Consider the following 25,146-nt stretch of genomic DNA (forward strand, 5'->3'; position numbering starts at 1 on the left):
ATGACGGCTCCCGACTGCTATGCGTGCGCCAAGGAAGCGCGGTTCGACGAGCTTCCGCCCCGCGAGTGCGTCGTGTTCGACCAGCACTGGCGGGTGGCCCATGTCTTCGACACCGCGTTGCCCGGCTGGCTGGTGCTGCTGCCCCGACGCCACGTCACGGCCGTCCATGACCTCACCGATGCCGAGGCAGCCGCTCTGGGAACCTGGCAGGTCAAGCTCTCCCGGGCCCTCCGCGGGGTGACCGGCTGCGTCAAGACCTACGTCGTGCAGTTCGCAGAAACCGAAGGCTTCGCCCACGTGCACTTCCACATCGTGCCGCGTATGGCGAATCTGCCGGAAGCCCAACGAGGGCCGGGGGTCTTCGAGTTGCTTGGGGGCCCAGAGCACGAGCGAGTCACAGCTGACCAGGCAGACCACGTGGCCCATGCTCTTCGCGCTCAGCTTCTTCGCCTCGGCGGCGCCACTCCCCAGTCGCCTTGACAGTGCGTCGGGACGCGGGGTCATGCTGGAGGGGTGACCGAACCAGCCAGGCGGGTGTTGCTGGCGGCCGTCGCGGGGGCCGCGGCCGCGATCGCGGGCTGTACCAGCGGTGGCAAGGAGCCCACGCCGACAGGGAGTTCGCCGGTTACGCGGGCTCCGAGCAGTGGCAACACCCCATCCCCCTCCCCGCCCGACCCCCTCCCCTCCGCGTCTCCCTGGCCCTTCGTCCGTACCGAGGTCGAACCCCAGGTCAAAGGGGCGGCCGTACGACTTCTGGAGGCACTCGGCACCTGGCCGCGCGGGCAGCAGGGGGCCGCCGCCGCGACGGAGCGGGCCGCAGCGCAGGACGTGCCCGCCGGTTCCGTCCCGCACCTTGTCACGCAGGCGGGGCCCCTGCTCGACGCCGGGCCCGAGGCCACCACCCGTGTGATCGCCGCCCAGTACGGAGGGCTGCTGAGCGCGCGGGCCAGTGTCCTGGTCGCGCTCCGGCAGTGGGGGAGGGCGGCGGACGGGAAGGTAGAGGACGGCGGGGTCACCGTCGACGTACGGCTGACCCGGGCGGCCTCCGGGTGGGAGGTCAGCGAGCTGTACCCGTCCCGTGCCGCGAAGCCGCTCGCCCGGCCCGGCACGCTGATCGAGCAGGTCGTCGCGCACGACCGGATCCGGCTGCCGCCCGCCGCCGAGGCCGACATCCGGGCCGGGCAGCTGCGTCCCAAGCCGCTGCGGGCGCTGCTGACGCTGGCGGAGACGTACGAGATCGACGTGAGCGTCGTCCATACCGGGCACCCGCGCAACGTCTTCGGTACGGACCGGCTCAGCGACCACACCCGTATGCGCGCCTTCGACGTGTGGGCCGTCGACGGGCACGCGGTGATCGACCCCGCGACCTCCGACGCGCTCGTCGACGGTTTCATGCGGGCGGCGGCGAAGGCGGGGGCGTACAACGTGGGCGGGCCGCGGCAGCTCGGGCTTCCGGGGTTCTTCTCTGACCGGGTGCATCGGGATCATCTGCACGTTGCCTTCGACAGTGACGTGTAGGGGTGCTTCGGTCGTTCGCTGACTGCGGGTCGGTTGTGGTTGCTCGCGCAGTTCCCCGCGCCCCTAACGGGGCACTCCTTATAGGGCGTTGTAAGGCTCGCCGCTTGTTCGCCACACGTCGGCCAGGATCTCGCGGGCCTCGCTGCCCGCCGGCTCCAGGAAGTACGGCACGTGTCGCGTCCCGATCGCCACCGGCAGCAGCCGGGCCGCCATCGCCTTCGCTCCCCAGAACACCAGCTCAAGGACCACGCCCTGCTGGACCTCGCGGGAGAAGGTCATGTCGAAGATGAAGTTGCCCAGTGAGTGGGCGACGAGTGCGCCCTTGTACAGCTCCATGCCCTGCACCCAGTGCGGATGCGAGGCGATGACCGCGTCGGCGCCCGCGTCGACGAGCCGGCGGGCCACCGTGTGCTGGGCCGCGACCGGGCGGTGCGTGTACTGCTCGCCCCAGTGCGGGCAGACGACCACCACGTCGGCGCGGGCGCGCAGGGCGCGGACCGAGGTTTCCAGCGCGGCCAGGTCGGAGGCGGAGAGGGGGCCGGTGCGGGGCGGCATCCGCAGCCGTACCGCGCCCGCGCTCGTGGGGCCCGCCGCCGGGGTCTCGCCGATCGCGTTGAAGGCGAGGATTCCGAAACGTACGGCTCCCACGCGCACGATGGCCGGTTCGCGGGCGGCGGTCAGGTTCTCGCCCGCGCCTACGGTCGTGAACCCGGCGGACCGGGCGCTGCTCACCGTGCGTCGCAGGGCCTCCGCGCCGAAGTCGCCGAGGTGGTTGTTGGCCAAGGTCAGGACGTCGAAACCGGCCTCGCGTAGGCCGGAGAGGGAGGCCGGGTCGGCGGCGAAGGAGTCGCCGCCCTGGGTGGCAGGCCCCGCCCGGGACAGGGCGCACTCCAGGTTCCCCACGGTCAGGTCGGCCGCTGCGAGGCGGCGCGCGGTCCGGGAGAAGGGGAGCGCCGGGTCGCCGGACGCGGCGATCTCGATGCCGACCCGCCGGCCCAGCATGATGTCGCCGGTCCAGAGAGTCGTGGCGACCGCGCCCGGACCGGCCTCGGCGTCGACCGTCACGGGGTAGCCGCGGGGGTCCGTCACGGGGTCGCGGCCGTCGACGGGCAGCGCCGCTACGCCGGGGCCGAGTGCGTCCGCCCGTACTACGGCCACCGTGTCGGGGTCGCGCTGTACGGCCAGTACCGCGTCCGTGTCGGAGGGCGCGGAGGCGCCGGAGTCCTCCGCGTGCGGTCCGCGGACCACCCGCGCGACCCCGCCCGTGCCGCCGAGTTGCTGCCAGGTCAGCTGTCGGCCGGACCGTACGTGGCCCAGGAGCGCCGGGTCGGCGGACAGGCCTGCGGCCCGTGTCGGATGGACGGCAAGGACGAGCGGGAGCCGGGGAGGGGCAGAAGGGGACGGTACGGGCGAGGGCCTACTCGGCTGTGGTCGACGGTCCGGGGAACCGTCGGCGCATCCGGTCATCGCCGCAGCGGCCCCCCATGCCAGTACCTCCCGCCGTGACCGCATTCCCACGGAGCACCTCCTCACATGGCCAAGGTAGCCCTGGCGGCCTTCAGCCGTGGGTCCGCTTGAGGGGCGCGGAGGAAGGTACCGAAGGTGGCCGGGTCGGTCGAGAGTGGACGTGTGGGTGCGGCAGCGTCGGATTCGGCGTTCTGTTCAAGTTGCTTGCCGTCCTGGCTACTTGGGGACACATAGAGTCGGGTTGGAGCTCAACGAGCGGTGTCCGTTCGTCCGTCGGCAGCGCGGGCGAGGTCGAACTGGGACGCCGTGAAGTCCTGGTGACGCCACAGTCGGCTTCCCCTGCCGTGCTCGGACATGGAGGAGATCGTGAACCCGCAGACGTTCAAGGGCTTCAATGCCAAGGCCACGTTGTACGACGACCGGATCGAGATCGAGTGGGACCTGCTTGCCAGGATCGGCGGCGTCAAGGGGTCCGTCGTCGCTCTGACCGATCTTGTCCAACCGGTGTCCAAGCCTCCCACCGTGTGGGTCAACGGTTACGTCTACCTGGCGACAGACGCGGACCCCGCGCACCTGAGCTACTGGGCGGACCCCCCGAAGTGGAAGATCGGCAGACAGTCGCAGCTGATTCTCTTCAACTGGTTCCAACGCTCGAACCAGGCGGCATTTCTCGCCGCCCTGGACACGGCCTGGCGCGCGGTACGCACGGAGAGCTGAGTGGCGAGGAAGGGGCGCCGCCGGAATCACCGGCGGGATCCCTTCCATGCTGCCCTCATACAGCCAAGGTCAACGCCCCAGAAAGATCGGATTCGTGAACGCCGCCAACGCTCCCGGCAACGGCGCGAGCACCACCTCATGGCGCAATTCGGCCCGTACGTACGCCGCGTACGAAGCCGTCGTACGCCACTCGACCGTGCCTGAGCCGTCCACCGGCAGCGGGTCGCTGGTGAACAGGACGCCCTGGTCGGTGAGGAAGCGGACCGTGCAGCGGGGTGAGCCAGTGGCCTCCAGGCGGATGGTGACCGGGGTGTCCTTGCCGACCTTCAACCGCTCGCCGATTCCCGCGTGTTCGCCCTTCGTGCCGGACGCGGTGAAGGCCAGCGACACCGACTGGGACTCGGCCACGTACGAGCGGCCCGCCCGGATGCCCTCCTGGACGGCCTCGCGGGTCAGGTCGTCGGCGAGGACGACCGTCTGGGGGCGGCCGACCGGGTCGGGATCGCGGTGGGCGTCGCTGTTGCCCATCGCCGGGATCCAGTCGCGGCCCTCCCGCACCGAGGCGACCAGCATGCCGTCCCAGTCGGCGAGGGCGACCTCGTCGTCGGGGGTGTACGCGCCGTTCCACACCTCGACCGCGTCCGCCTCCCCGAACCCGAACTTCCAGTTGCAGCCGATGCAGGTGGCGTGCGGGTGGGCGGGTACGACGAGGCCGCCGGAGCGGCGGATCTCCCGCGCGTACTTGCCGAAACGGTTGTCGCGGGCGCGGTAACGCCAGTCGATGAAGGTGCCGGGGTCGGTGCCGAGGGCGAGAACGTGACCGTTGCGCGTCGTGACCTCCTCGCCCAGCATGATCAGCAGGTCGTCACCCGCCTGGTCCGCCCAATGGGCGTGCGCGGAATGGGTGTTGTGCTCGGAGGTGTTGATGAAGTCCAGGCCCGCGGCACGGGCGAGGGCCGCGATCTCGGCCGGGGTGCGGCGGCCGTCGGAGTACCAGGAGTGCAGATGGCAGTCGCCGCGGTACCAGGCGCGGCCCCTGCCCTTGGCACGCGGGGGCGGGTACGTCGGCTTCACGGCGGGACTCGGCTCCCCGTACGCGAGCGTGATCGTGATCTCGTACGGCAGTCCCTGCGGAGCCACCGTGTACGGGCCGAGGGCGATGTGCCAGGTGCCCTCGCGGACCGGTCCGGGGAGGTAGCCCGGCGTCGCGTCGTCCGCGCGGATGAAGAACTCCGTGCGGGCGCCGCCCGACCAGCCGCGGAAGCCCTTGCCGCCCAGTGCGGTGCCGCGTTCGTCGAAGATGCCGATGTCCAGGGCATTGCCCTGCGTGCCGACCGGGACGGCCGGTTTCTCGTAGGAGTACGCGACCTTGAGCTCCCGTACCCCGGCCGGGACTTCCACCGGTAGGTACACGAAGTCCGGCGAACCGGTGGGCAGCGTGCCGCGCACCGTCCTCGTCTCCAGCTCGTTCGCCGCTTCCGCGTCGTACCCGGGTGAGAAGGTCACGCTTCCCAACGTAAGCGCAGCGGTCGCTCCCGTCACGATCAGAGCGCGTCTGCCTATGCCGTGGTCGTCCTCACACATGCTGCTGCTCCCAAGACGTCGTGAGTGACATGGGTGGTGGGGGGATGGCGTGCGGGTGGCATGTACAAGGCTTCTATCCGGCCGTGAACTGCGGTGCAAGGGAAGGGGATGGACAGCTTTCGGTCAGGCGCAGAGTCGGTCGCAGAGCCGGACACAGAGGTAGTGCCCTCAGCTCTGCGTGCCCTTCCAATAGGGCGGGCACTCGGTCCTGGCTGCCTCGGCCCAGTTGCTGTCGATGATCTTGCGCATGCGGGTGAGCTCCGTCCCGCTGGAGGCGTCCGCCTCCAGGTCCTCGCGGACCGGGACCACGAGGAGCAGATGCTGCCCTTTGCCGAAGGGCTCCTCGACCTCTGCCGCGGTCGGGTCGACCAGGTCGAGTTCGATCGTGCTCCTGCCCCGACCGGGCTTGATCCAGTCGGCGACGGCGAAGGTGAGCAGGACCCGGCCCGTCCGCGGAGCCGGACGCACGTCGAGTACGTCTCCCTCGACGATGAGGCGTGCGCAGGCGATGCCCTCGGCGTAGGTCTGGCCCACGCCGTCTTCGTCCGCCGCAGCACCGGCCGTACCGGACCGCGTCTCGCGGAACCAGCCGCCGTCGATCAGCAGGGCCGCGCACAGGACCGCCGCGGCCAGCGCGCCGCCGATGAGGGCCTGGCGCCGGCGCCGGTGGGACGCGCGCTCGGGCGGCCGTACCCGGGACGGGGTCGCGGAGGGCGCGGGTGGAGTCACCGGGTCAGGGCGCCGCCCCGGTGCGGCTGCCGGATCCGGGCCCGCCACGGCATCCCCGATCAGCGCAAGGGCGGCCCGGAGCCGCTCCTCCTCCCATGCCGTCGGCTCCGCCATGTCAGATCCCCCCACGTTGCCCAGTTCGGTTCGCAGCGCCGCCACGGCGTGGTGCGGCCGGCTCCCACCGATGTCCCTGGCCGCCCCCCTCATCACCCCTACGACGGAGCCGCCCTCCGGGACGTTCACCGGACCCGCGACTGCTGCCTACGTGTCCGGAGCCGCCGGTTCCAGTGCCACCGTGTAACGACCTGCGGTGCGGGACGAATCGGGCACTCAAGTCAGCCGTGATCGCCCGAACGTATGCTCAATGGATGACGACTTCCGCGACCTCCGGAACCGGTCCCACCGAGAACTCGCTGCGTCGCGCCCTCAAACGTGCCCGTGACGGCGTCGCCCTCGACGTCACCGAGGCCGCGGTGCTGCTCCAGGCCCGCGGCGCCGACCTCGACGACCTCACCGCGTCCGCGGCCAGGGTGCGGGACGCGGGCCTGGAGGCTGCGGGCCGCCCCGGTGTCATCACGTACTCGAAGAGCGTCTTCATCCCGCTCACCCGCCTGTGCCGGGACAAATGCCACTACTGCACCTTCGTCACGGTCCCCGGCAAGCTGCGCCGGGCGGGACACGGGATGTTCATGTCCCCGGACGAGGTCCTCGACATCGCCCGCCGCGGCGCGGAACTCGGCTGCAAGGAAGCGCTGATCACCCTCGGCGACAAGCCCGAGGACCGCTGGCCCGAGGCGCGCGAGTGGCTGGACGCGCACGGGTACGACGACACGATCGCGTACGTACGGGCCATCTCGATCCGCATCCTGGAGGAGACGGGGCTGCTGCCCCACCTGAACCCGGGTGTGATGTCGTGGACGGACTTCCAGCGGCTGAAGCCGGTGGCCCCGTCGATGGGCATGATGCTGGAGACGACCGCGACCCGCCTGTGGTCCGAGCCGGGCGGTCCGCACTACGGGTCACCGGACAAGGAGCCCGCCGTACGGCTGCGGGTGCTGGAGGACGCGGGCCGCTCCTCCGTCCCGTTCACCAGCGGGATCCTGATCGGGATCGGGGAGACGTACGAGGAGCGCGCGGAGTCGCTGTTCGCGCTGCGCCGCGTGTCCCGCTCGTACCACGGCATCCAGGAACTGATCATCCAGAACTTCCGCGCCAAGCCGGACACGGCGATGCGCGGTATGCCGGACGCCGAGCTGGACGAGCTGGTCGCCACCGTCGCCGTGGCCCGGCACATCATGGGTCCCGCCGCCTGCCTCCAGGCGCCGCCGAACCTGGTGGACTCCGAGTACGGGCGGCTGATCGGTGCGGGGATCGACGACTGGGGCGGGGTGTCGCCGCTGACGATCGACCATGTGAACCCGGAGCGTCCGTGGCCGCAGATCGACCTGTTGAAGTCGGAATCCGCTGCCGCCGGCTTCGAGCTGCGCGAACGCCTCTGTGTGTACCCGGAGTTCGTGCAGCGCGGCGAGCCGTGGCTGGACCCGCGGCTGCTGCCGCACGTACGGGCTCTCGCCGACTCGTCGTCGGGGCTCGCGCTGCCGGACGCGGTGGTCGAGGGGCACCCGTGGCAGGAGCCCGAGGAGGCGTTCACGTCTTCGGGGCGTACGGATCTGCACGTGTCGATCGACACCGAGGGCCGTACCGGCGACCGCCGTGAGGACTTCGACCTCGTGTACGGCGACTGGGAGTCGCTGCGGGAGGCGGCGGCGCCCGGGATGGTGCCGTCGCGGATCGACACGGACGTCCGGGCCGCGCTCGCGACGGCCGCCGACGACCCGACCCGCCTGACCGACGACGAGGCCCTGGCACTGCTGCACGCGGACGGCCCCGCCCTGGACGCCCTCTGCCGTATTGCCGACGACGTCCGCAAGTCGGCGGTCGGCGACGACGTCACCTACATCGTCACCCGGAACATCAACTTCACCAACGTCTGCTACACCGGCTGCCGCTTCTGCGCCTTCGCCCAGCGCCGCACGGACGCCGACGCGTACACCCTCTCCCTCGACCAGGTCGCCGACCGGGCCCAGCAGGCGTGGGACGTCGGTGCGATCGAGGTCTGCATGCAGGGCGGGATCCACCCCGACCTGCCCGGGACGGCGTACTTCGACATCGCGCGGGCGGTGAAGGAACGCGTCCCCGGGATGCATGTGCACGCCTTCTCGCCCATGGAGGTGGTGAACGGCGCCACCCGCACCGGCATGTCCATCCGCGAATGGCTGTCGGCGGCGAAGGAGGCGGGCCTCGACTCCATCCCCGGCACCGCGGCCGAGATTCTCGACGACGAGGTCCGCTGGGTCCTGACGAAGGGCAAGCTGCCGACAGCGACGTGGATCGAGGTCGTCACGACGGCCCATGAACTCGGCATCCGCTCCTCGTCCACGATGATGTACGGCCATGTCGACCAGCCCCGCCACTGGCTCGGCCACTTCCGCACCCTCTCCCGTATCCAGCAACAGACCGGCGGCTTCACGGAGTTCGTGACCCTCCCGTTCATCCACACCAACGCGCCGGTGTACCTGGCGGGGATCGCCCGCCCCGGCCCGACCATGCGCGACAACCGCGCGGTCATGGCCATGGCCCGCCTCCTCCTCCACCCGCACATCCCCAACATCCAGACCAGTTGGGTGAAGCTGGGGACCGAGGGCGCGGCGGAGATGCTCCGCTCCGGTGCGAACGACCTCGGCGGCACGCTGATGGAAGAGACCATCTCCCGTATGGCCGGGTCGAGTTACGGCTCGTACAAGTCCGTCAAGGACCTGATCGCGGTGGCCGAGGCGGCGGGGCGCCCGGCGAAGCCGCGTACGACCCTGTACGGCGAGGTGCCGGAGGAACGGCAGCGGGCGGCGGCGGCTTCGGACGGGCATCTGCCGGAGTTGTTGCCGGTGTTGGACTGAGGTTCTCCCTGGGAAGCTCGTGGCCGGAGAGCGCCCCTCGCCCGGCGAGAAATCCGCTTCGGTGGTGTCGGTGACTCCTGTTAACTTCCTGTGGCTCGTGTGATCCACGAGGCACAGGAACTCACAGGGGAGGGGCACTTGGCCAGGAACGGAACACTCGGCGGCCTCAGACGGCTGGCGGTGGGGTGTTGTGCGGCAGCGCTCGTGACGGCCGCGACAGGCACGGCGCACGCCGCGGACAATCTGCCGCCCAGGCAGCCGGTCGTCCAGGATCTGCAGACCGGGAGCAAGCCGTGCGCGACGGGCGACGACAAGCCGTACGTCGCGACGCCGCCCATGCTCAGCGCCGTGCTGTACGACCCCGAGGAGGACAACCAGCCCGTCGAGGCCAACATGGTCAAGGGTGAGTTCGAGGCCTGGTGGACGGACTCGACCGGGGCTGAGCAGCGCCGCACGTACACCACGTACGAGACGCTGTCGGGCAGCAGGCAGCTCTGGCGGATGCCGGAGGACATCCCGGCGAACACCGTCGTGTCGTGGCACGTCCGCGCCAACGACGGGAAAGCGGCCTCCGCTTGGAGCTCCGAGGGCGAGGGCTCGGTCTGCGAGTTCGTGATCGACGACGTCAGCCCGGACCGGGCGGTCGTCACGTCCCCGGACTACCCGGAGGAGCAGATCCAGGACGGCGTCGGCGTCTACGGCAGCTTCACGATGGACTCTCCCTCACCGGACGTCGTGGAGTACCGCTACAACTTCATCAGCGGTCCCTACGCGACCGCCCGCCCCGACGAGCCGGGCGGGCCCGCCACGATCCGCTTCCTGCCGTTGAGGTCCGGTCCCGACTACCTCACCGTCCGGGCGATCGACCGCTCGGGACGCAGCAGCTCGACCACCACCTACTGGTTCCGGGTGCAGTCCGGCCGCGCCCCGGTCGCCCAGTGGAAGCTCACCGACGCGGCGGGCGCCACGAGCGCGGACGCCGAGTCGGGCACCGACGCGCGCGCCGGCTCCGGAGTGACCTTCGGGGGAACCGCCCCGGCCGGCACCGGCCTCACCACCACGGCCCACCTCGACGGCGGTGACCAGGCGTTCCTGACCCCTGATGCCCCGGTCGTGGACACGGGCGGGACCTTCGCGGTCGGCGCGTGGGTACGCCCGGAGCGCACCGACCGGGACATGGCGGTGGCGAGCCAGGGCTCCGACGGCGCCACCCTCGGGCTGCGTGCGGGCGACGCGGGCCCGGTCTGGTCGTTCACCGTCGCCGGTCAGGAGGTCTCGGGCGGCGTTCCGGAGAGCGGCGAGTGGGCCTACGTCCTGGGCCTTTACGACGCCGAGACCGGCACGGCGCAGCTGTATGTCAACGGCTACGAGACCGGTACGAAGACGCAGGCGGCGCCCGCGGAGACAACCGGCGCATTCCGGATCGGCCAGGGCGCCGGGGTGTCGGCGTGGCAGGGTGACATCGGCGACGTACGAGCCTACGACCGTGTCGTCGTACCCGCCGAAGCCACCGAACTCGCCCGGCAGAAGCCTCAGTTGCTGGGGCACTGGTCCCTGGAGACGGCGTCGGACGGCGTCAGCCCCGAGCAGAGCGGCGGAGTGCCGCTGAAGCTCGGCGCGGGCGCGGTCATCCACCGCGGCCCGGACAACTCCTGCCTGCCGGACATCGACCCGGACTGCCCCGTCGTGCCTTACGCCCTCGTCGGCGACGGCCACCTCCAGCTGGACGGCGAAACGGCCTACGCGGCCACGGACGCCGCCCTCCTGGACACCGCGGACAGCTTCACCATCGGCGTCGTCGTACGGCTGACGGACTCCGAGCCCTCCGGCCCGATGACCGTGCTGTCGCAGGCCGGCGAGCACACGGACGCCTTCAAGGTGCGCTACGACCCCTCCACGTACTCCTGGCAGTTGGTCATGCCGGAGAAGGACGAGGCGGGCGCCGCCGAGACCGTGGTCTCCCAGATCACGGGGGCGGACGGCGGCGAGGGGCAGGGCCACCACCTCGCGGTCGTCTACGACGACGCCACCGACCGGATCAAGCTCTACCTGGACGGCTACACCAACGCGGGTGCCACCGCGTCCTTCCCGAACGGCTGGCACAGCTCCGGACCGCTTCAGGTGGGTCGCGGACACGTCGGCGACGGCTGGGGCGAGTACCTCCACGGCGACGTCGACGAAGTCCAGGCGTACAGCGGGGCCTTGAGGGACCGCGACATCATCGGCCTGGGCTCGGGCACCGACCCCTGCCTGTGCTGAGCTGCACAGGGCGCTGAAACTGGACCGGTCGCCTCCGCCCTCGTGTACGGCGGCGGCGACCGGTTTTTGCGTGACAGCGGAGGAGATGTTGATGGACCACCCGGACTCGCGGTATGCGGCACGTCTGGCCACGTACGGAGCCGTTTCCACGCACCTGTCGCTGCTGAGCGACCGTCGACTCGGCGAAGCCGTGGCCGCGGCCACCCCTCTCGGGTCCGGCATCGGGGGCAGGTCGGCCGAGCTAGAGGTCGGCGGGACCCGGGTCTTCGTCAAGCGAGTGCCTCTGACGGACCTCGAGATGCGGCCGGAGAACGTACGGTCGACCGCGAACCTCTTCGGGCTGCCGATGTTCTACCAGTACGGGGTGGGCTCGGCCGGATTCGGGGCCTGGCGCGAGCTGGCCGTGCACACGATGACCACCAACTGGGTTCTCGGGAACGAGTACGAGGGCTTTCCGCTGATGTACCACTGGCGAGTCCTGCCGGACTCTCCTCCCCAGGGATTCGCCGACGTTTTCGGAGGCATCGACGGGGCGGTCGCGCACTGGGAGGGCGCCCCGGCCGTCCGTGAGCGACTGGAGGCCATCGGCCGGTCCTCCTTCAGTCTCGCCGTCTTCCTGGAACACGTCCCTCAGACCCTTGGCGAGTGGCTGGGCGAGCGACGGAAGGCCACTCCGGCAGGCGAAGACATCCCGGGGTACGAGTGGGCGGAGGAAGCCGTGACGCGCGGTGCCGCCTTCATGAGCTCCCGCGGGCTCGTCCACTTCGACGCCCATTTCAACAACGTCCTGACCGACGGCCGGCTGATCTACTTCGCGGACTTCGGCCTCGCCCTGAGCTCCGGGTTCGAACTCTCGGAGAACGAGGCCGAGTTCCTCGCCGACCATCACGCCTATGACGGCTGCTACGTCGTGAACCATCTGCTTCGCCACCATCTGCCCGACGGCCTGCGCGGCACGGCGGAACACGAGGCGTTTCTGCACAACTGGATCGCGGGTGGAAGGCCCGAGGGGGTCCCGCCCGCGATCGCCGCGATCATCGACCGGCATGCACGCGCCGCCGCCGTGCTGGACGGGTTCCACCACGGCCTGATCACGGTGAGCAAGCGGACACCGTATCCGGCGGCCGACATCGAACGGGCCAGGCCGGGGGGTCGTTCAGCGGGGTAGCGGCGGGCGCGGCCGACTGTCAGCCGGAGCTTCCCGTTCCGCTCTCCCGTGTGCCCGTCCCGAACGGCAGATGGATGGCCAGCAGCACGACCCCGCTGAGCAGGAACACCCGCATCGCGGCGTCCAGTCCGTTCCAGTCTCCCGACTGCCACATGACGAACCACTCGCCGCCGATGCCGATGAAACCGGCGCCGAAGAGGAGCAGGAGCATCAGCAGGCCGAGGGTGGAGACGGAGCGGGCGCGGGTGTGGTCGCGGCGGGTCCAGAGGAAGGTGCCGGCGATGAGGACGAGGGCCGCGAGGGTCTCCCAGGCGATGATCGCGATGTACGCGGCGTCCTGCCAGGTGCGTGACGTGATGGCCCGCCACATGAGGTCGTCGTCCTTGAACGTTGTGTCCATCGCGAGGACATGGCGTACGAACTGCTGGTTGGTGCCGAAGTCAGTGATGTTGCTGAAGGCGACGAGGGAGATGTAGAGCGCGACCGTTGCGGTGAGGAGGGTGTAGGTGAGGTGGAGGACGGTGGAGTGGGGGGTTCTGGATACAGGCATGATCCCAATATGGCCCTGTGGGACGGTCAACAACCATGCCTCTTCAGGTGGGTTGGGCCAGACTGGAGCCGGTCCGGGCAGGCGATTGCGGAGGAGACGGGCGGATGGTGCGGGCGCGGCCCTCGATGCGGGAGCTGATCACGGGCCGCACGCGGCGCGGGTTCGTCGGGCGGGGTGCGGAGCGCGCCGCGTTCCGGGAGAACCTCGAACTGCCGCCGGAGGACGAGCGGCACCGGTTCCTGTTCCACGTGCACGGCAACGCGGGGGTCGGAAAGTCCTTCCTGGTACGGGAGTTGGAGCAGCTCGCGCGGGAGCGCGGGGCGCTGACCGCCTACGTCGACGAGAGTGCGGGCAGTGTGCCCGAGGCGATGGCGGCCATCAGCGACCGGTTCGCACGGCAGGGGCATCGGTTCAAGGAACTCGACCGGTTGCTGGCCACGCATCGGGAGCGGCGGCACGAGGCCGAGTCGACGGTCGTGGAGACCGTAGAGACGCTCGGACCCCAGCCCTCGGCAGCCGGCATGACCGCCGCCCGCGCGGGACTCGTCGGGCTGGGTCTCGTGCCCGGCGTCGGCGCGTTCGCCGGAGCCATCGACCCGGCCCAACTCGCCCAAGGAGCCGACCGGTTGCGTGCGGGGCTGAGTGCCCGCTTCCGCAACCAGGAGGACGTACAGCTGGTGCTGTCGCCCGAGCGCGTCCTCACACCCGTCCTGCTCACCGAACTTGCCGAAGCCGCCGACGCGGCCCCCTGGCTCGTGCTGTTCTTCGACACGTACGAGCGGACCGGACCGTTCCTCGACGGCTGGCTGCACGACGTGATGACGACGGACCGGTACGGCGGCTCGCTGCCGGCCAACACCGTGGTCGTGACGGCCGGCCAGCGGGCCTTCGACACCGCCCGCTGGGGCGGCTTCGCGGACTTCGTGACGGACCTCCCGCTGGGGCCTTTCACCGAGGCCGAGGCGCGGGGGCTGCTCGCCGACAGGGGCGTGGTGGCCGAGCCGGTCGTGGAGGAGGTGCTGCGGCTCACGGGCGGGCTGCCGGTGCTGGTGTCCACGCTGGCCGAGGCACGGCCCACCGACCCCGACGACATCGGCGACCCGAGCGCGACGGCCGTCGAACGGTTCCTCAAGTGGGAGCAGGATCCGGTACGTCGGGGGGCCGCCCTCGCCTGCGCGCTGCCCCGGCGCCTCGACGCGGACGTGTTCCGGGCCGCCGTGGGCTGCCCGGAGGAAGAGGCCGAGGCGCTGTTCGGCTGGCTGCGGTCGCTGCCCTTCGTCAGCGACCGCGGGGACCGGGTCCAGTACCACGACGTCGTACGCGCCCCGATGCTGCGGTTGCAGCGGCGGCACTCCCCACGGGGGTGGGCGGAGCGGCACGCGCGGCTCGCGGAGACGTTCGGAGGGTGGCGGTCCGAGGCCGAAGTCGGCTTGGACGAAGATGAGTTGTGGTCGGACGCGGCATGGCGCGAGCTTCGGCTCGCGGAGTCGTACCACCTGCTGTGTGCGGGAGCGCGGGCCGCGCTGCCGGTGGTGCTGCGGGACTTCGTCGACGCCTGCGACGCCGGTGACGTCTCCGCCCGCCGCTGGGCCGTGGCCATGGTGGAAGCGGGCGAGGACGCGGACGCGGAGGCAGTACGGAAGTGGGGGCGCGACCTGCTGGGGGCGCTCGCCGAAGGCGGGGTGGTGACCGCGCTCGGGCTGCTCCTCGACCGGCCCGGAGGGCTCGACGAACCGCGACAGGCGCTCGCCCGGACGGTGCGGGGCCGCGCGCTGCGGCACAGCGGCGCGTACGAGCAGGCGGTGGCGGAGTACGGCCGGGCCATCGCCCTCGATCGGGAACTGGCGCGGGCCTACCGCGGCAGGGCGTTCAGCCGCGGCGGCCTCGGCGACTTCGAGGCGGGGATCGCCGACCTGGACCGGGCCGACACGCTCGCACCCGACCATGCCGAGACCGTCTCCCTGCGCGGCGAGTACCACCGCGCCCTGGGGCACGACGACGAGGCGGTCAGGGACCTGGACCGGGGGATCGAGCTCGACCCGTCACACCATTTCGCCTGGGCCTCCAGGGGAGCCATCCGTCAGACACTAGGACTGCTGGACGACGCTCTCGCGGACCTGAACCGTGCGTTGGGAATCAGGCCGGACTACCCCTTCGCGCTGATCCGCAGGGCCCGCGTGTGGCGGGCTCTCGGCGAGCAGGAACGCCAGATCGCGGACCTCGATCACGTGGTCCGCCTGGATCCCGACGGAACCTGGGGCTTCGGCGAACGAGGAGACGCCCTCTGCTCCATGGGCCGCTACGAGGAGGCTCTCGCCGACTTCGACCGGGCCATCCAACTCGACAGCGCCTACGCGTCTGCCCACGCGAGCCGGGGTGCCTGCCTCAGCGAACTGGGCCGGCTCGACGAGGGCCTGGCCGACCTGGACCGGGCCATCGCACTCAGGCCGGGATACCCCTGGGCGCTGTGGAAGCGGGCGGAGATCCGTCTCCAACAGCACGACTACGTAAGGGCGTTGGCCGACACCGACCGGGCGGTAACCCTTCAGCCCGACAACGCGGAGATCCTCGTATGCCGGGCCCGGGCGCTGATCGGTGTGGAGCGGTTTGCCGAGGCCCGTGCCGACCTTGACCGCGCGGTCGAACTCATCCGGTCCATGTCGCCGGACTGGGCCGGCCTGGCTCCACTCCTGGACCGGATCGACGCGGCGCAACGGGATGCGCGGTAGTCCCCAGCCCACCTTCGGCACACCTCACCGCACCGGCAAACCCCACCGAACGCCGGTCAAAGGTGATCAGTGGGTTCACATTTCGCATAACGTTCCGCCTCTCAACCGACCGTTCCCGTTCGATTACAGTGCTGGGCAGTCGGACGTACGGACGGTGCCTGGGAGGTCTCGGTGGGTGCGACAGCCGGTGCCGTCTGGGGCCGTGCCGAACAGCAGGACTTCCGTAGCCGGGTGCGCGGGACGCTGCTGGGTACGGCCGTCGGCGACGCGCTGGGTGCGCCGCTCGACGGGCTCACCCTGGAGGAGATCCGGGAGGCGTACGGCGCCGAGGGCCTCACCGATCTGGCCTTCGGGCACGGCAGGCGGGGCTCCGTCACGCACCTCACCCAGCTCACCCTCTTCACCCTCGACGGGCTGATCCGCGCCCAGGTACGCCGTGACACCGGCGCCTGGCACCCGCCCACCGACCTCCACCGGGCCTACCGCCGCTGGGCGGCGACCCAGAGCGACTGGGGGCCCGACGAGCGCCGCAAGGACGACGGCTGGCTGGCCCGCGAGGAGTGGCTGTACGCCCGCCGCGACCCGGCCCGCTCCTGCCTGCTCGGCTTCGGCGACGAGACCATGGGCACCCTGGACGCCCCCAAGAACCCGGGCGAGCCCGGCCCCGAGGCCGCCGCCCGCTCCGCGCCCTTCGGGCTCCTCGTCGGCTGGGAGCCGCAGCTCGTGATGCAGCTCGCCGTCGAGTGCGCCGCGCAGACCCACGGGCATGTGACGGCGTACCTGGCGGCGGGCGCGTACGCCGTCATCGTGCACGGCCTTGCCCGCGGCGAGAGCCTCGACGGGGCCGTCCAGCGGGCCCTGGGGATGCTCGCCGCGCGTCCGGGGCAGGAGGCGGTCACCGAGGCGCTCCAGCACGCCCTGGGTGCCGTACGGCAGGGCATGCCCACGCCGAGCCGGGTCGAGGAGCTCGCCGGGGACGGTACGGCGGAGGGGCTGCTCTCCGTCGCCGTGTACTGCGCTCTGGTCGGCGAGGACGTTCGGCACGGGCTGTGCCTCGCGGTGAACCACGGGGGGCCCTCGGGGGCGGCGGGTGCCCTCACCGGGGGGCTGCTTGGTGCCCTGCACGGCGAAACGGCCCTTCCGCCGGCCTGGCTGGCCGAGCTGGAGGGCCGTCCCACGATGCTCGTCCTGGCGGACGACTTCGCGATGGAGATGACGCAGGGGCCCGCGCTGCACGGGCCCGGGGGGTCGTCGCCCGGGTGGCTCACCCGATACCCGCGGGCGTGAGGGCGGAGGGTTTTTTCGCCCCCTCCGCCCCTGCCCGTCCCATGCTTCCGGGCTACGCCCGGTGTCAGCCCGTCCGGCGTTTGAGGACGAGCGCGTCAGCGCGATACGGGGGTCTGGGGGCGGAGCCCCCAGGAACGGGACGGGAAGGGGCGGAGGGGGCGAAAACCTCCCACCCCCAACCCTCCAGCCCCGGATCACAAAGGCTTAAAGACTTCCCGCGCCGGACGGGCTGGCCGTGCCCGCCTGGGACGGGATCGCCGCCGCTGCCGAACCCGAACCGCCGTCGTCGCTGTTGATCTTCGCGATGAGTTCGTCCCGTTCCGGTGTGTCCTCCGGCTTCACGTAGCCGATGAGGATGTAGAGGACGAGCGAGACCGCCAGCGGGATCGACACCTGGTACTGCAGCGGGACGCCACCGTCGACGTTCCAGCTGATCGGGTAGTTGACCAGCCAGAAGGTGACCAGGCCGACGCCCCAGCTGACCAGGGCGGCCGTGGGACCGCTCTTGCGGAACCAGGGAAGCAGCCCCAGCATCAGCGGGATCGCGATCGGGCCCATCAGCCCGGCGACCCACTTGATGACCACCGTGATGATGTCCCCGAAGAAGTCGGAGTTGACCTGCGTCGCGACGGACATCGACAGGCCGAGGAAGAGCAGCGTGGTCAGGCGCGCGGCGAGCAGCCCGGCCCGGGTGTCCCACTCGCGGACCTTCTTCGAGACCGCGGGCGCGATGTCACGGGTCACGACGGCCGCGATCGCGTTGGCGTCGGAGGAACACATCGCCATCGTGTGGGAGAAGAACCCGACGATGACGAGCCCCAACAGGCCGTGCGGCAGCAGCTTCTCGGCCATCAGCGCGTACGAGTCCGCCGGCACGTCCGTCTTGATGATCAGCGGCGCGACCCACATGGGGAAGAACAGCACCAGCGGCCAGACCAGCCAGAGCGAGGCGGACAGGACGCCCGAGCGCGTGGCGGACTTCGCGGAGTCGGTGGCCATGTAGCGCTGGGCCTGGTTCCACATGCCGCCGTTGTACTCGAAGGTCTTGATGAAGAGGTAGGCGATCAGGAAGACCATCATGTACGGGCCGGCCAGCGGCTTGGTGTGGCCGTCGAGCGCGGGGGCGTCCCAGACGTTCCACAACTGGCTGAAGCCGCCGAGTTCGGCGAGGACCGCGACGAGCATCGCGATACCGGCGATGAACTGGATGATGAACTGGCCGAGTTCGGTGAGCGCGTCGGCCCACAGCCCGCCCACCGTGCAGTAAATGGCGGTCACCGCACCGGTGATGAGGATGCCCATGTTCAGCGAGACGCCCGTGAACACGGACAACAGGGTCGCGATGGCGGCCCACTTGGCGCCGACGTCCACGATCTTCAGCAGGACGCCCGACCAGGCGAGGGCCTGCTGGGTGGGCAGGTTGTAGCGGTTCTTCAGGTACTCGAGCGGCGAGGACACATGCAGCCGTGAGCGCACCCGGTTGAGGCGGGGCGCGAAGGTCTTCGCGCCTATCGCGATGCCGATGGCGATGGGGAAGGACCAGGTGACGTACGAGGTGACGCCGTAGGTGTAGGCGATCGCCGCGTACCCGGTGAACATCACCGCGCTGTAGCCGGACATGTGGTGCGAGATGCCGGACAGCCACCACGGCATCTTTCCTCCGGCCGTGAAGAAGTCGCTGACGTTGTCCACCCGCTTGTGGGACCAGACACCGATCGCGACCATCACGCCGAAGTAGCCGATGAGCACGGCCCAGTCGAGACTGTTCATATGCCCCCTCCCAGGGTCCGCCTTGTGAACTGCGATGACGTGCACGGCACTTCCGGCGCAGCCCAAGGAGGCCGCGAAGTGCCCGCTCATCGTGAGTTCGCTGGCATGGCGGCGACAACAGCCCGTATGGTCAAGAGGGAGTAAAAAAGTTCTGGTTGATGACCTCTGTTCACATGAATGAACAACTAAGGGGTGTCACATCGGCCGCTACCGCATCAATTCACCCGCGTTGACCAGCAGCGACTGTCCCGTGATCGCCCGAGCCCGGTCGGACGCCAGGAAGACCGCGGCGTCCGCGACGTCCCCGTCCGTGGCCAGTTCGGGCAGCGCCATCCGCTCGGTGAGCCGCGCAAGGACCTCCGCCTCCGGTACGCCCTCGGTGTGCGCGGTGAACTGGACGAACGCCTGGACCGGCGGGCCCCACATCCAGCCCGGCAGCACGGTGTTGACCCGTATCCGGTGCGGGCCGAGCTCCCGCGCCAGCGAGTACATCGCGCTCGTCAGCGCACCCTTCGACGCCGCGTACGCCGCCTGCCACACCTGCGACGGCGCGGCCACCGCCGACTGCGTCCCGATGATGACGACAGAGCCGCCGCCCGCCTTCAGCGCGGGCAGGCAGGCGCGGGTCATCCGCAGCGTCCCCAGCAGATTGACGTCGATGATCGACTGCCAGGTGGCGAAGTCGGCGTCCTCGAGACCGCCGAAGTAGCTGTCCCAGGCGGCCACATGGACGACGCCGTCGATCCGCCCGAAGCGCTCCACCGCGAGCGCGGCGAGGTCCTCGCACTGACCCTCGTCGGTGATGTCGGTCGCCCGGTACGCCGAGTGCGCGCCGTCCGGGTCGAGTTCGGCCGCGCACTTGGCGAGATTCGCCTCCGTACGCGCCCCGAGGACCGCGTTCCCCCCGTCCCGTACGACGGCCGCCGCGACCTGATGGCCGAGCCCGGCCCCCACCCCCGACACGACGACGGTCTTGCCCGCGAGCAGTGACATCCGAGGCCTCCCTGGCTTACCAGTACCTGACGATGCGTCAGATTAAGGGTGTTCGGGGAAGAAGGCCAGTGACGTACTCGTGCTGATCAGGTCGCGTAGACAGGGCAGATGTGAGCCGGGTCGAACGGGGCTCGCCCCTTGCCGGACGGCATGACATGAACGGCCGTGAAGATCTCACCGATCAGTGCACGGCGCTGTTCGAAGCCGCCGTTTCTCCACTCGGCTGCGTAGTCGCGCCGCCGAGTTGCCTCTGCGGTCACCGAGTGTTCAGCGGCTCTCCTTTCCAGAAGGTCGAGTTCGGCATTCATGGTCGAAATCGTCTGGTAGTAATCGTCCGGACGCAGGTCGGAGACGGATTCGTCCCCTGTGGCCCATGCAGTAATGAGGGTGCGCTTGCGGGCGCCGATCGACGAGATCCGATTCTGTGTGTCCCGCATTTCCTCGGGGGCTGCGGCGGCGCCGTCGCTGAGAGTGGGTGCCGCCCGTCCGCGCACCCACTCGGCGACCAGCTTCTCCAGATGCTGATCCACCGGCTCCGCGCGGCGGCTGACCTTGCCGCAGGCGTTGCGGGTTCGGCCCGGGCAGTAGTAGATGACGTGCCCGCGCTGAGCGACCCGCTTGGCGCTCATCGGGGCCTTACAGACCCCGCACCGCAGATACCCAGTGAACAGGTACTTGCGATGGTTGACACCCTCAGGATTGCCGAGAATTCCCTTCGCCGCGCTGAGCACCCTGCGGTGGTCCAGTTCAAGCTGTGTGTCTGCCCACAGCTTCCGGGGGATGACCGGATCCCATTTGCCGGCCACAGGCAGGCCGTCCTGCCCGATGAGCACGCGCGCCCAGCCATCCCGCTGACGCCGGCTCTCCGTGCGGTGCTTCCCCTCGTACGAGACGAACCCGCAATAGCGGGGGTTGGTCAGGATTGCCTTCACGGTCGGCTGGGCCCATTTTCCGCCTCGTGGTGAGGGAATGCCGTCGCGGTTGAGTTCGCGGGCGATACCCGTGATGGAGACGCCTTCCGTGAACTGCTCGTAGATGCGCCGGGCCACACGTGCGCGGTCGGGCCTGAGAGTGCCGTCCGGGTTCCACGCGTAGGGCGTCCTGCCGGTGAGCTCACCTGCCGCCGCGTCCGCCAGGTGGTTTCGGGCGACGCGCCGCGATGTGTCCTGCGACGACTTGAGCGCCATGATGCACAGCATTCGCGCCATGTGCCTGTCCGCGTCGGAGATGAGATTGAGGTCGCCCGTGACGCCTACCGCGGGGCGCTTCGTGTACTCGATGACGTCGATCAGGTCTTCGAGATCCCTTGGCTGGCGGGCCAACCGATCGGTGTCGGAAAAGACGACCCCGTCGATCCGCCCCGAAAGAAGATCGCCGAGCATACGCCTGAACTCGGGGCGGACGACGACCCAGTCGGCTGAGCCGTCCGTCCGCCCCGTCCGCTTCTTCTTGAAAGCGCTGGTGTCGTTCTCCCGGTAGACACCGGCGAATGGCGCCCAGCTCAGGGCGATGCGTCTCGCCTCGGCATCGTTGAGTTGAATGCCGATGCTCTTCTCGTCGCCTTGGCGATCCTGAGAGGTACGCAGGTAGCAGCCGGGCCGTTGCGGAACGTAGGCGCGCAGCGAGACGCCAACCGTGAGTGCGACCGAAGTCCGGTTGCGCACGCGTTCGGGGATGGTTACCCCGTCCCACGACACGACATCGGTCCTCGCCGTTGGTGTGCTGCCGAGCGTGGTCATGTGTCCTCCCGAAGTGGCGTGATGCACCCCTGAACGTAGGTACTTCCAGTTGGCGTTTTGGTGCATTGAGCTCATATCGCTCGTTCGGTTGACCCATCGCACATCCATTCCCGCTATGCAGTATCTGACGTATCGTCAGGAACGACTTGAGGGACTTCGGGAGAGGTGGGGAGCGCGCATGCAAGACGCCGGACGTGAAGAGACCTATCCAGATCTGTACGGGAAACTGGCGTCGGCCGGGCCCTACGGGGTGGAGGTCGGGCACGCGCTGATCACGATGGTCGAACCTCACCAGGGGCATGAACGCGCCTACCACAGATGGTATGAGGACGATCACTTCATCGCGGGAGCGATGGCCATGCCTTGGATGTACGCGGGGCGCCGCTGGGTGGCCACGCGCGACCTCCAACTCCTGCGGTATCCAAGCGAGTCGGCCGTCGCGCAGCCCGTCACGGACGGTTGTTACATCACGGTCTACTGGCTGACCGCCGGTCGCTACGACGAGCACATGAGGTGGACCGTCGGGATCAATAAGCGGCTCAACCGCGACGGACGCGTCTTCCAACAGCGCACCCATGTCTTCACGGCATTTCAGGACCACGAAGCCACGGTGTACCGGGACGGCGCTTCCGGGCCGCGGGACTTCCACGCGCTCGACCACCCGTACTCGGGCCTGGTCCTTGAAGTGATCGACGCCGAATCCCCCGAACAGCGGGCCGAGTTGCTGGAGTGGCTGCGCTCCCGCCACCTCCCGAAACGGCTCGCGGGCTCCCCGGCCGCGCTCGTCACGATCTTCCGCCCGACGCCGCTGCCCGGCGACCGCATGACGTACGTCAAGCAGGTCGAAGGCGTGGACACGCGGCTGACGCTGCTGTGGTTCCTGGAGGCGGACCCACGGGACTGCTGGGAGGGGTACTTCGCCGGGCTGGACGCGGCCGTCGAGGAAGTGGGCCTGGGGAAGGTCGAGTTGGTGGCGCCGTTCATTCCCACGGTGCCGGGGACGGACAAGTACGTGGACCGGCTCAGGTAGCGCGACCGGGTCGGTGGCGAGCCGGCGTGGCGGGAAAAGGCCGAGCCCCCTCGGCTAGGACGGCGGGCCAGTCGAGAGGGCTCTGTCGGTGGTGCGTATGCGGTTGGTCGGTGCAGTTGTGGTGGTGGGCGGTATCTGTGCATCAGTCGAGGTGGGAAGCCCCCCGGCTCACCTCTGCCACGAAGGCGTTCCACGAACTCGCGGGAAACGCCAGCGTGGGGCCCTCGGGGACCTTGGAGTCCCGTACGGCCATCGCCGCGAGAACCGGGGACTTGACCTCGACGCACGCGCCGTTGCCGGTGGAGTAGGAGGACTTGGTCCAGGTCTGCAGGGCGCCTTGCTGGATTGCCATGTTTGCTCCGGTAGCCAGTTGTTGAGTTGCTGTCACCGCACAGCGGGTTCCTTCCGGAACCCGCGGTTCGGTTTGCGCCAACGTTGTTGCTCGATGGCGTGATCGACGCTACTCGCCAACATCGGCAGGCGAATGAAGTATTCACTCGACCGGATGGCATATTCCATTGGGTCTTCCGCTCCGGTGTGACGAAGGTGTACAGTCCGGCACCCTCGCGACGGAGGTGGCTCAGTGAGCCTCAGCGCGCGTACTCTTTGGCGATATCCGCGATGAATTGCCGCGATTGCTCCACATTGAGGGCCTGTGCCCGCAAATGCTCATACATCACGCTGTACTTCTGGACGTCGTTCGCCTTCTCCAGGTACAGGTCGCTGGTGACGCCCTCGATGTAGACGACGCTCGAGTCCGCCGCGTCGGGGAACTCCAGGATCGCGTACTGCCCGTTCAGCCCCGGATGCGCGCCCATGTCGAAGGGGATCACCTGCACGGTGACGTGCGGGAGCTGGGACTGCTCGACGAGGTGCTCCAACTGCTCGCGCATCAGGGAGCGGTTGCCGACGGCGCGGCGCAGGGCGGCCTCGTCCAGGACGGTCCACAGCCGGAGCGGGTTCTCCGGCGCGGAGATACGTTCCTGTCGGCGGAGTCTCACCTGGACGCGCTTGTCGATGTCGCCGGTGGCGGTCTCCGGCAGCGCACCGGCGATCAGGGCCTCCGCGTACGGCCGGGTCTGCAACAGGCCCGGGACGACCTGGGGGTCGTACACGCGCAGGCTCGCCGCGTCGGTTTCCAGCCCGATGTAGACGCTGTACGGGATGTCGCCGAAGGAGTGCCACCAGCCCTGCTGGCGCGAGTCCTTGGCCATCTGCATCAGGGAGTCGACGATGCGGACGTCCTCGACCTCGTAGACCCCGCACAGGTCACGGACGTCGCGCTGGCTGATGCTGCGCCGCCCGTTCTCCAGGCGGCTGATCTTCGACTGGGAGACCAGCAGTCGCTCGGCGACCTCTTCGGCCGTCATGCCCTTGAGCTCACGGAGCCGGCGCAGCTCCTGGCCCAGCCGGCGCCGCCGGACGGTGGGATTGACACTTGACGCCACGGGACGTGCACCTCCGGCTGCGGGCCTCTACTTTGCGTATCTGCTGTTGAGCAGACTGCCACCAAGGTGCTTTCTACCGCTGGGAAACAGCGGATATGCGCTGGGTACACGCCAGTTCGGGCTTCCGGCCGGTATCTGGCTGGTAAGAGCGCATGTATGTGCGGCCGCGACAGGTCATGGTTGAGGCCTGCATAGAAGGCCTGCATATGCGGCCGCGCGGGGCGGTGGGGCCGTGTCGTCGTCCGGACGTACGGTCTCATCGCCCCGCGCGAGCCAGCGGCTCCCGAACCGGATCCTGGGGACTGCGGTGCGGCGCTGGTGGTGCGGGTCCTGCTGTTCCTGCGTTGTGCCGTGGGACTGCGGCTCAGTGGGCCACGGCGCGCGCCATGGAACTGTGGCGCGGTTGCATCGGAACACCGCGGGCGGGTTCCGGTGCGGACCTGACGCCGGCGGTGGCCGGACGGCCTGCCGGTGCCGGGCTACGGCGTGGCTGAGCGGCCACACCGTTCTGGACGTCCATGACCGCGTGTGCCACGAGGCCGCCCATGGGGTCGTGCCTGATCAGATCCCGTAGCCGGGAGCGGGACGAGCGTCCCTCATTACCCGGATACAGGTGCTTGCCGAGTCCGACCGCGTGGGCCAGTGCGGCGAGCGCCGCGGTCCGCGGGTCCGGCGGGACGCCGGTGCGGATCGCGCTGTCCAGCCGGGCCTTGATCTCCCGGCTGATTTCCGTGTCCGTCGCTTGGTAGCGAGTCGTCGGAAGCACCCCGCACATCTGGCCGGCCACGGCATGGACCATGCCGCACCTCTCCAGATGCGAGAGATAGGTCTGGCGCAGCCCCAGTCGGGGTCCGCCAATCCAGTTCACTGCGCGTACGGGTGCTCCGCGTCGGCGAAGCAGTTCCAACGCACAGTCCAGTGTTGGATCTCCAGTCGGCCGTGGTACGACCACGGCGATACGATCCCCGTCCGGGGCTATCCGTCCGGCCAGCGCCAGCTCCACTAGCTGTGCTCCGGCCAGACCGAGGTCGAGCGACTGCGGCTGTGCGGTGGTACCCGTGGTCGGGTCCAGCGCCAGCAGAAGAAGCTCTTCCGGAATTGATCTGCGGCTCCTGCCCATCCATGCCTCCCCGCGTGGATGAATGACAGGGTGACCCCTCTCACATTCATCTGTCGAGAGGGCGTGACCGGTTCGTAGTGGAAC

At 69.7% G+C, this 25,146-nt stretch carries 19 protein-coding genes; 9 read left to right on the plus strand and 10 right to left on the minus strand.

Going from position 1 to position 25,146, the window contains the following annotated elements; genetic code table 11:
* Complete coding sequence (locus OG266_RS25185; RefSeq protein ID WP_371548558.1) at nucleotides 1-480, plus strand: HIT family protein; 480 nt, start codon at nucleotides 1-3, stop codon at nucleotides 478-480.
* A gap of 33 nt (nucleotides 481-513) precedes the next feature.
* Entirely contained in the window at nucleotides 514-1,518 is a 1,005-nt protein-coding gene (locus tag OG266_RS25190; protein WP_266459929.1) for a hypothetical protein, read from the plus strand.
* A 78-nt stretch (nucleotides 1,519-1,596) separates the two neighbouring features.
* Here OG266_RS25190 and OG266_RS25195 read toward each other — a convergent pair whose 3' ends face one another.
* Nucleotides 1,597-2,985, minus strand: a complete 1,389-nt coding sequence (locus OG266_RS25195) for a CapA family protein (RefSeq protein ID WP_371548559.1) — start codon at nucleotides 2,983-2,985, stop codon at nucleotides 1,597-1,599.
* 366 nt (nucleotides 2,986-3,351) lie between these two features.
* On the opposite strand from OG266_RS25195, the gene OG266_RS25200 reads away from it, so the two are divergent.
* Nucleotides 3,352-3,702 (plus strand): hypothetical protein, encoded by a 351-nt coding sequence (locus OG266_RS25200; protein WP_266459935.1) that lies wholly within the window; start codon nucleotides 3,352-3,354, stop codon nucleotides 3,700-3,702.
* Between the two features lie 69 nt (nucleotides 3,703-3,771).
* Here the strand turns inward: OG266_RS25200 and OG266_RS25205 are convergent, their stop codons facing one another.
* Nucleotides 3,772-5,286, minus strand: coding sequence for a CehA/McbA family metallohydrolase (locus tag OG266_RS25205; protein ID WP_371548562.1), 1,515 nt, complete (start codon nucleotides 5,284-5,286; stop codon nucleotides 3,772-3,774).
* Nucleotides 5,287-5,454: 168 nt separating this feature from the next.
* On the minus strand, nucleotides 5,455-6,129 hold the full coding sequence (locus OG266_RS25210) for a hypothetical protein (protein ID WP_371548564.1): 675 nt from the start codon (nucleotides 6,127-6,129) through the stop codon (nucleotides 5,455-5,457).
* Nucleotides 6,130-6,383: 254 nt separating this feature from the next.
* Here OG266_RS25210 and OG266_RS25215 point away from each other — a divergent pair, with 254 nt between their 5' ends.
* The 3 genes from OG266_RS25215 to OG266_RS25225 all read left to right on the plus strand — a co-directional run bounded on the left by OG266_RS25215 (nucleotide 6,384) and on the right by OG266_RS25225 (nucleotide 12,396).
* Entirely contained in the window at nucleotides 6,384-8,969 is a 2,586-nt protein-coding gene (locus OG266_RS25215; protein ID WP_371548566.1) for a bifunctional FO biosynthesis protein CofGH, read from the plus strand.
* 711 nt (nucleotides 8,970-9,680) lie between these two features.
* Nucleotides 9,681-11,228 (plus strand): LamG domain-containing protein, encoded by a 1,548-nt coding sequence (locus OG266_RS25220; protein ID WP_371552943.1) that lies wholly within the window; start codon nucleotides 9,681-9,683, stop codon nucleotides 11,226-11,228.
* 91 nt (nucleotides 11,229-11,319) lie between these two features.
* The gene (locus OG266_RS25225; protein WP_371548568.1) at nucleotides 11,320-12,396 is read left to right on the plus strand and encodes a protein kinase family protein; all 1,077 of its coding nucleotides are present in this window, start codon (nucleotides 11,320-11,322) and stop codon (nucleotides 12,394-12,396) included.
* Between the two features lie 19 nt (nucleotides 12,397-12,415).
* Here the strand turns inward: OG266_RS25225 and OG266_RS25230 are convergent, their stop codons facing one another.
* The gene (locus OG266_RS25230; protein ID WP_371548570.1) at nucleotides 12,416-12,946 is read right to left on the minus strand and encodes a DUF2165 domain-containing protein; all 531 of its coding nucleotides are present in this window, start codon (nucleotides 12,944-12,946) and stop codon (nucleotides 12,416-12,418) included.
* Between the two features lie 104 nt (nucleotides 12,947-13,050).
* Between OG266_RS25230 and OG266_RS25235 the strand changes: the two genes are divergently transcribed.
* Both OG266_RS25235 and OG266_RS25240 read left to right on the plus strand, forming a co-directional pair.
* Nucleotides 13,051-15,675 carry a tetratricopeptide repeat protein gene (locus OG266_RS25235; RefSeq protein WP_371548572.1) on the plus strand — a complete coding sequence of 875 codons (2,625 nt, stop codon included), beginning with the start codon at nucleotides 13,051-13,053 and terminating at the stop codon, nucleotides 15,673-15,675.
* A gap of 171 nt (nucleotides 15,676-15,846) precedes the next feature.
* A complete protein-coding gene (locus OG266_RS25240) occupies nucleotides 15,847-16,962 on the plus strand; it encodes an ADP-ribosylglycohydrolase family protein (protein ID WP_371548573.1) in 1,116 nt (371 codons plus the stop codon).
* Between the two features lie 204 nt (nucleotides 16,963-17,166).
* Here the strand turns inward: OG266_RS25240 and OG266_RS25245 are convergent, their stop codons facing one another.
* The 3 genes from OG266_RS25245 to OG266_RS25255 form a co-directional block, all read right to left on the minus strand.
* Entirely contained in the window at nucleotides 17,167-18,732 is a 1,566-nt protein-coding gene (locus OG266_RS25245) for a sodium:solute symporter family protein (RefSeq protein WP_329547063.1), read from the minus strand.
* 207 nt (nucleotides 18,733-18,939) lie between these two features.
* On the minus strand, nucleotides 18,940-19,725 hold the full coding sequence (locus OG266_RS25250; protein WP_371548575.1) for an SDR family oxidoreductase: 786 nt from the start codon (nucleotides 19,723-19,725) through the stop codon (nucleotides 18,940-18,942).
* A gap of 86 nt (nucleotides 19,726-19,811) precedes the next feature.
* Entirely contained in the window at nucleotides 19,812-21,464 is a 1,653-nt protein-coding gene (locus tag OG266_RS25255; RefSeq protein WP_371548576.1) for a recombinase family protein, read from the minus strand.
* 178 nt (nucleotides 21,465-21,642) lie between these two features.
* On the opposite strand from OG266_RS25255, the gene OG266_RS25260 reads away from it, so the two are divergent.
* Nucleotides 21,643-22,494 carry a hypothetical protein gene (locus OG266_RS25260; RefSeq protein WP_371548578.1) on the plus strand — a complete coding sequence of 284 codons (852 nt, stop codon included), beginning with the start codon at nucleotides 21,643-21,645 and terminating at the stop codon, nucleotides 22,492-22,494.
* Nucleotides 22,495-22,636: 142 nt separating this feature from the next.
* Here OG266_RS25260 and OG266_RS25265 read toward each other — a convergent pair whose 3' ends face one another.
* From OG266_RS25265 to OG266_RS25275, 3 genes are all read right to left on the minus strand, one after another.
* Nucleotides 22,637-22,846, minus strand: a complete 210-nt coding sequence (locus OG266_RS25265; protein WP_266459998.1) for a DUF397 domain-containing protein — start codon at nucleotides 22,844-22,846, stop codon at nucleotides 22,637-22,639.
* Between the two features lie 238 nt (nucleotides 22,847-23,084).
* Nucleotides 23,085-23,942, minus strand: a complete 858-nt coding sequence (locus tag OG266_RS25270) for a helix-turn-helix transcriptional regulator (protein WP_266460000.1) — start codon at nucleotides 23,940-23,942, stop codon at nucleotides 23,085-23,087.
* A 364-nt stretch (nucleotides 23,943-24,306) separates the two neighbouring features.
* Nucleotides 24,307-25,062, minus strand: coding sequence for a GPP34 family phosphoprotein (locus OG266_RS25275; protein ID WP_266460003.1), 756 nt, complete (start codon nucleotides 25,060-25,062; stop codon nucleotides 24,307-24,309).
* Nucleotides 25,063-25,146: the final 84 nt, after the last annotated feature.

The organism is Streptomyces sp. NBC_00554 (assembly GCF_041431135.1).
Taxonomy (GTDB): Bacteria; Actinomycetota; Actinomycetes; order Streptomycetales; family Streptomycetaceae; genus Streptomyces.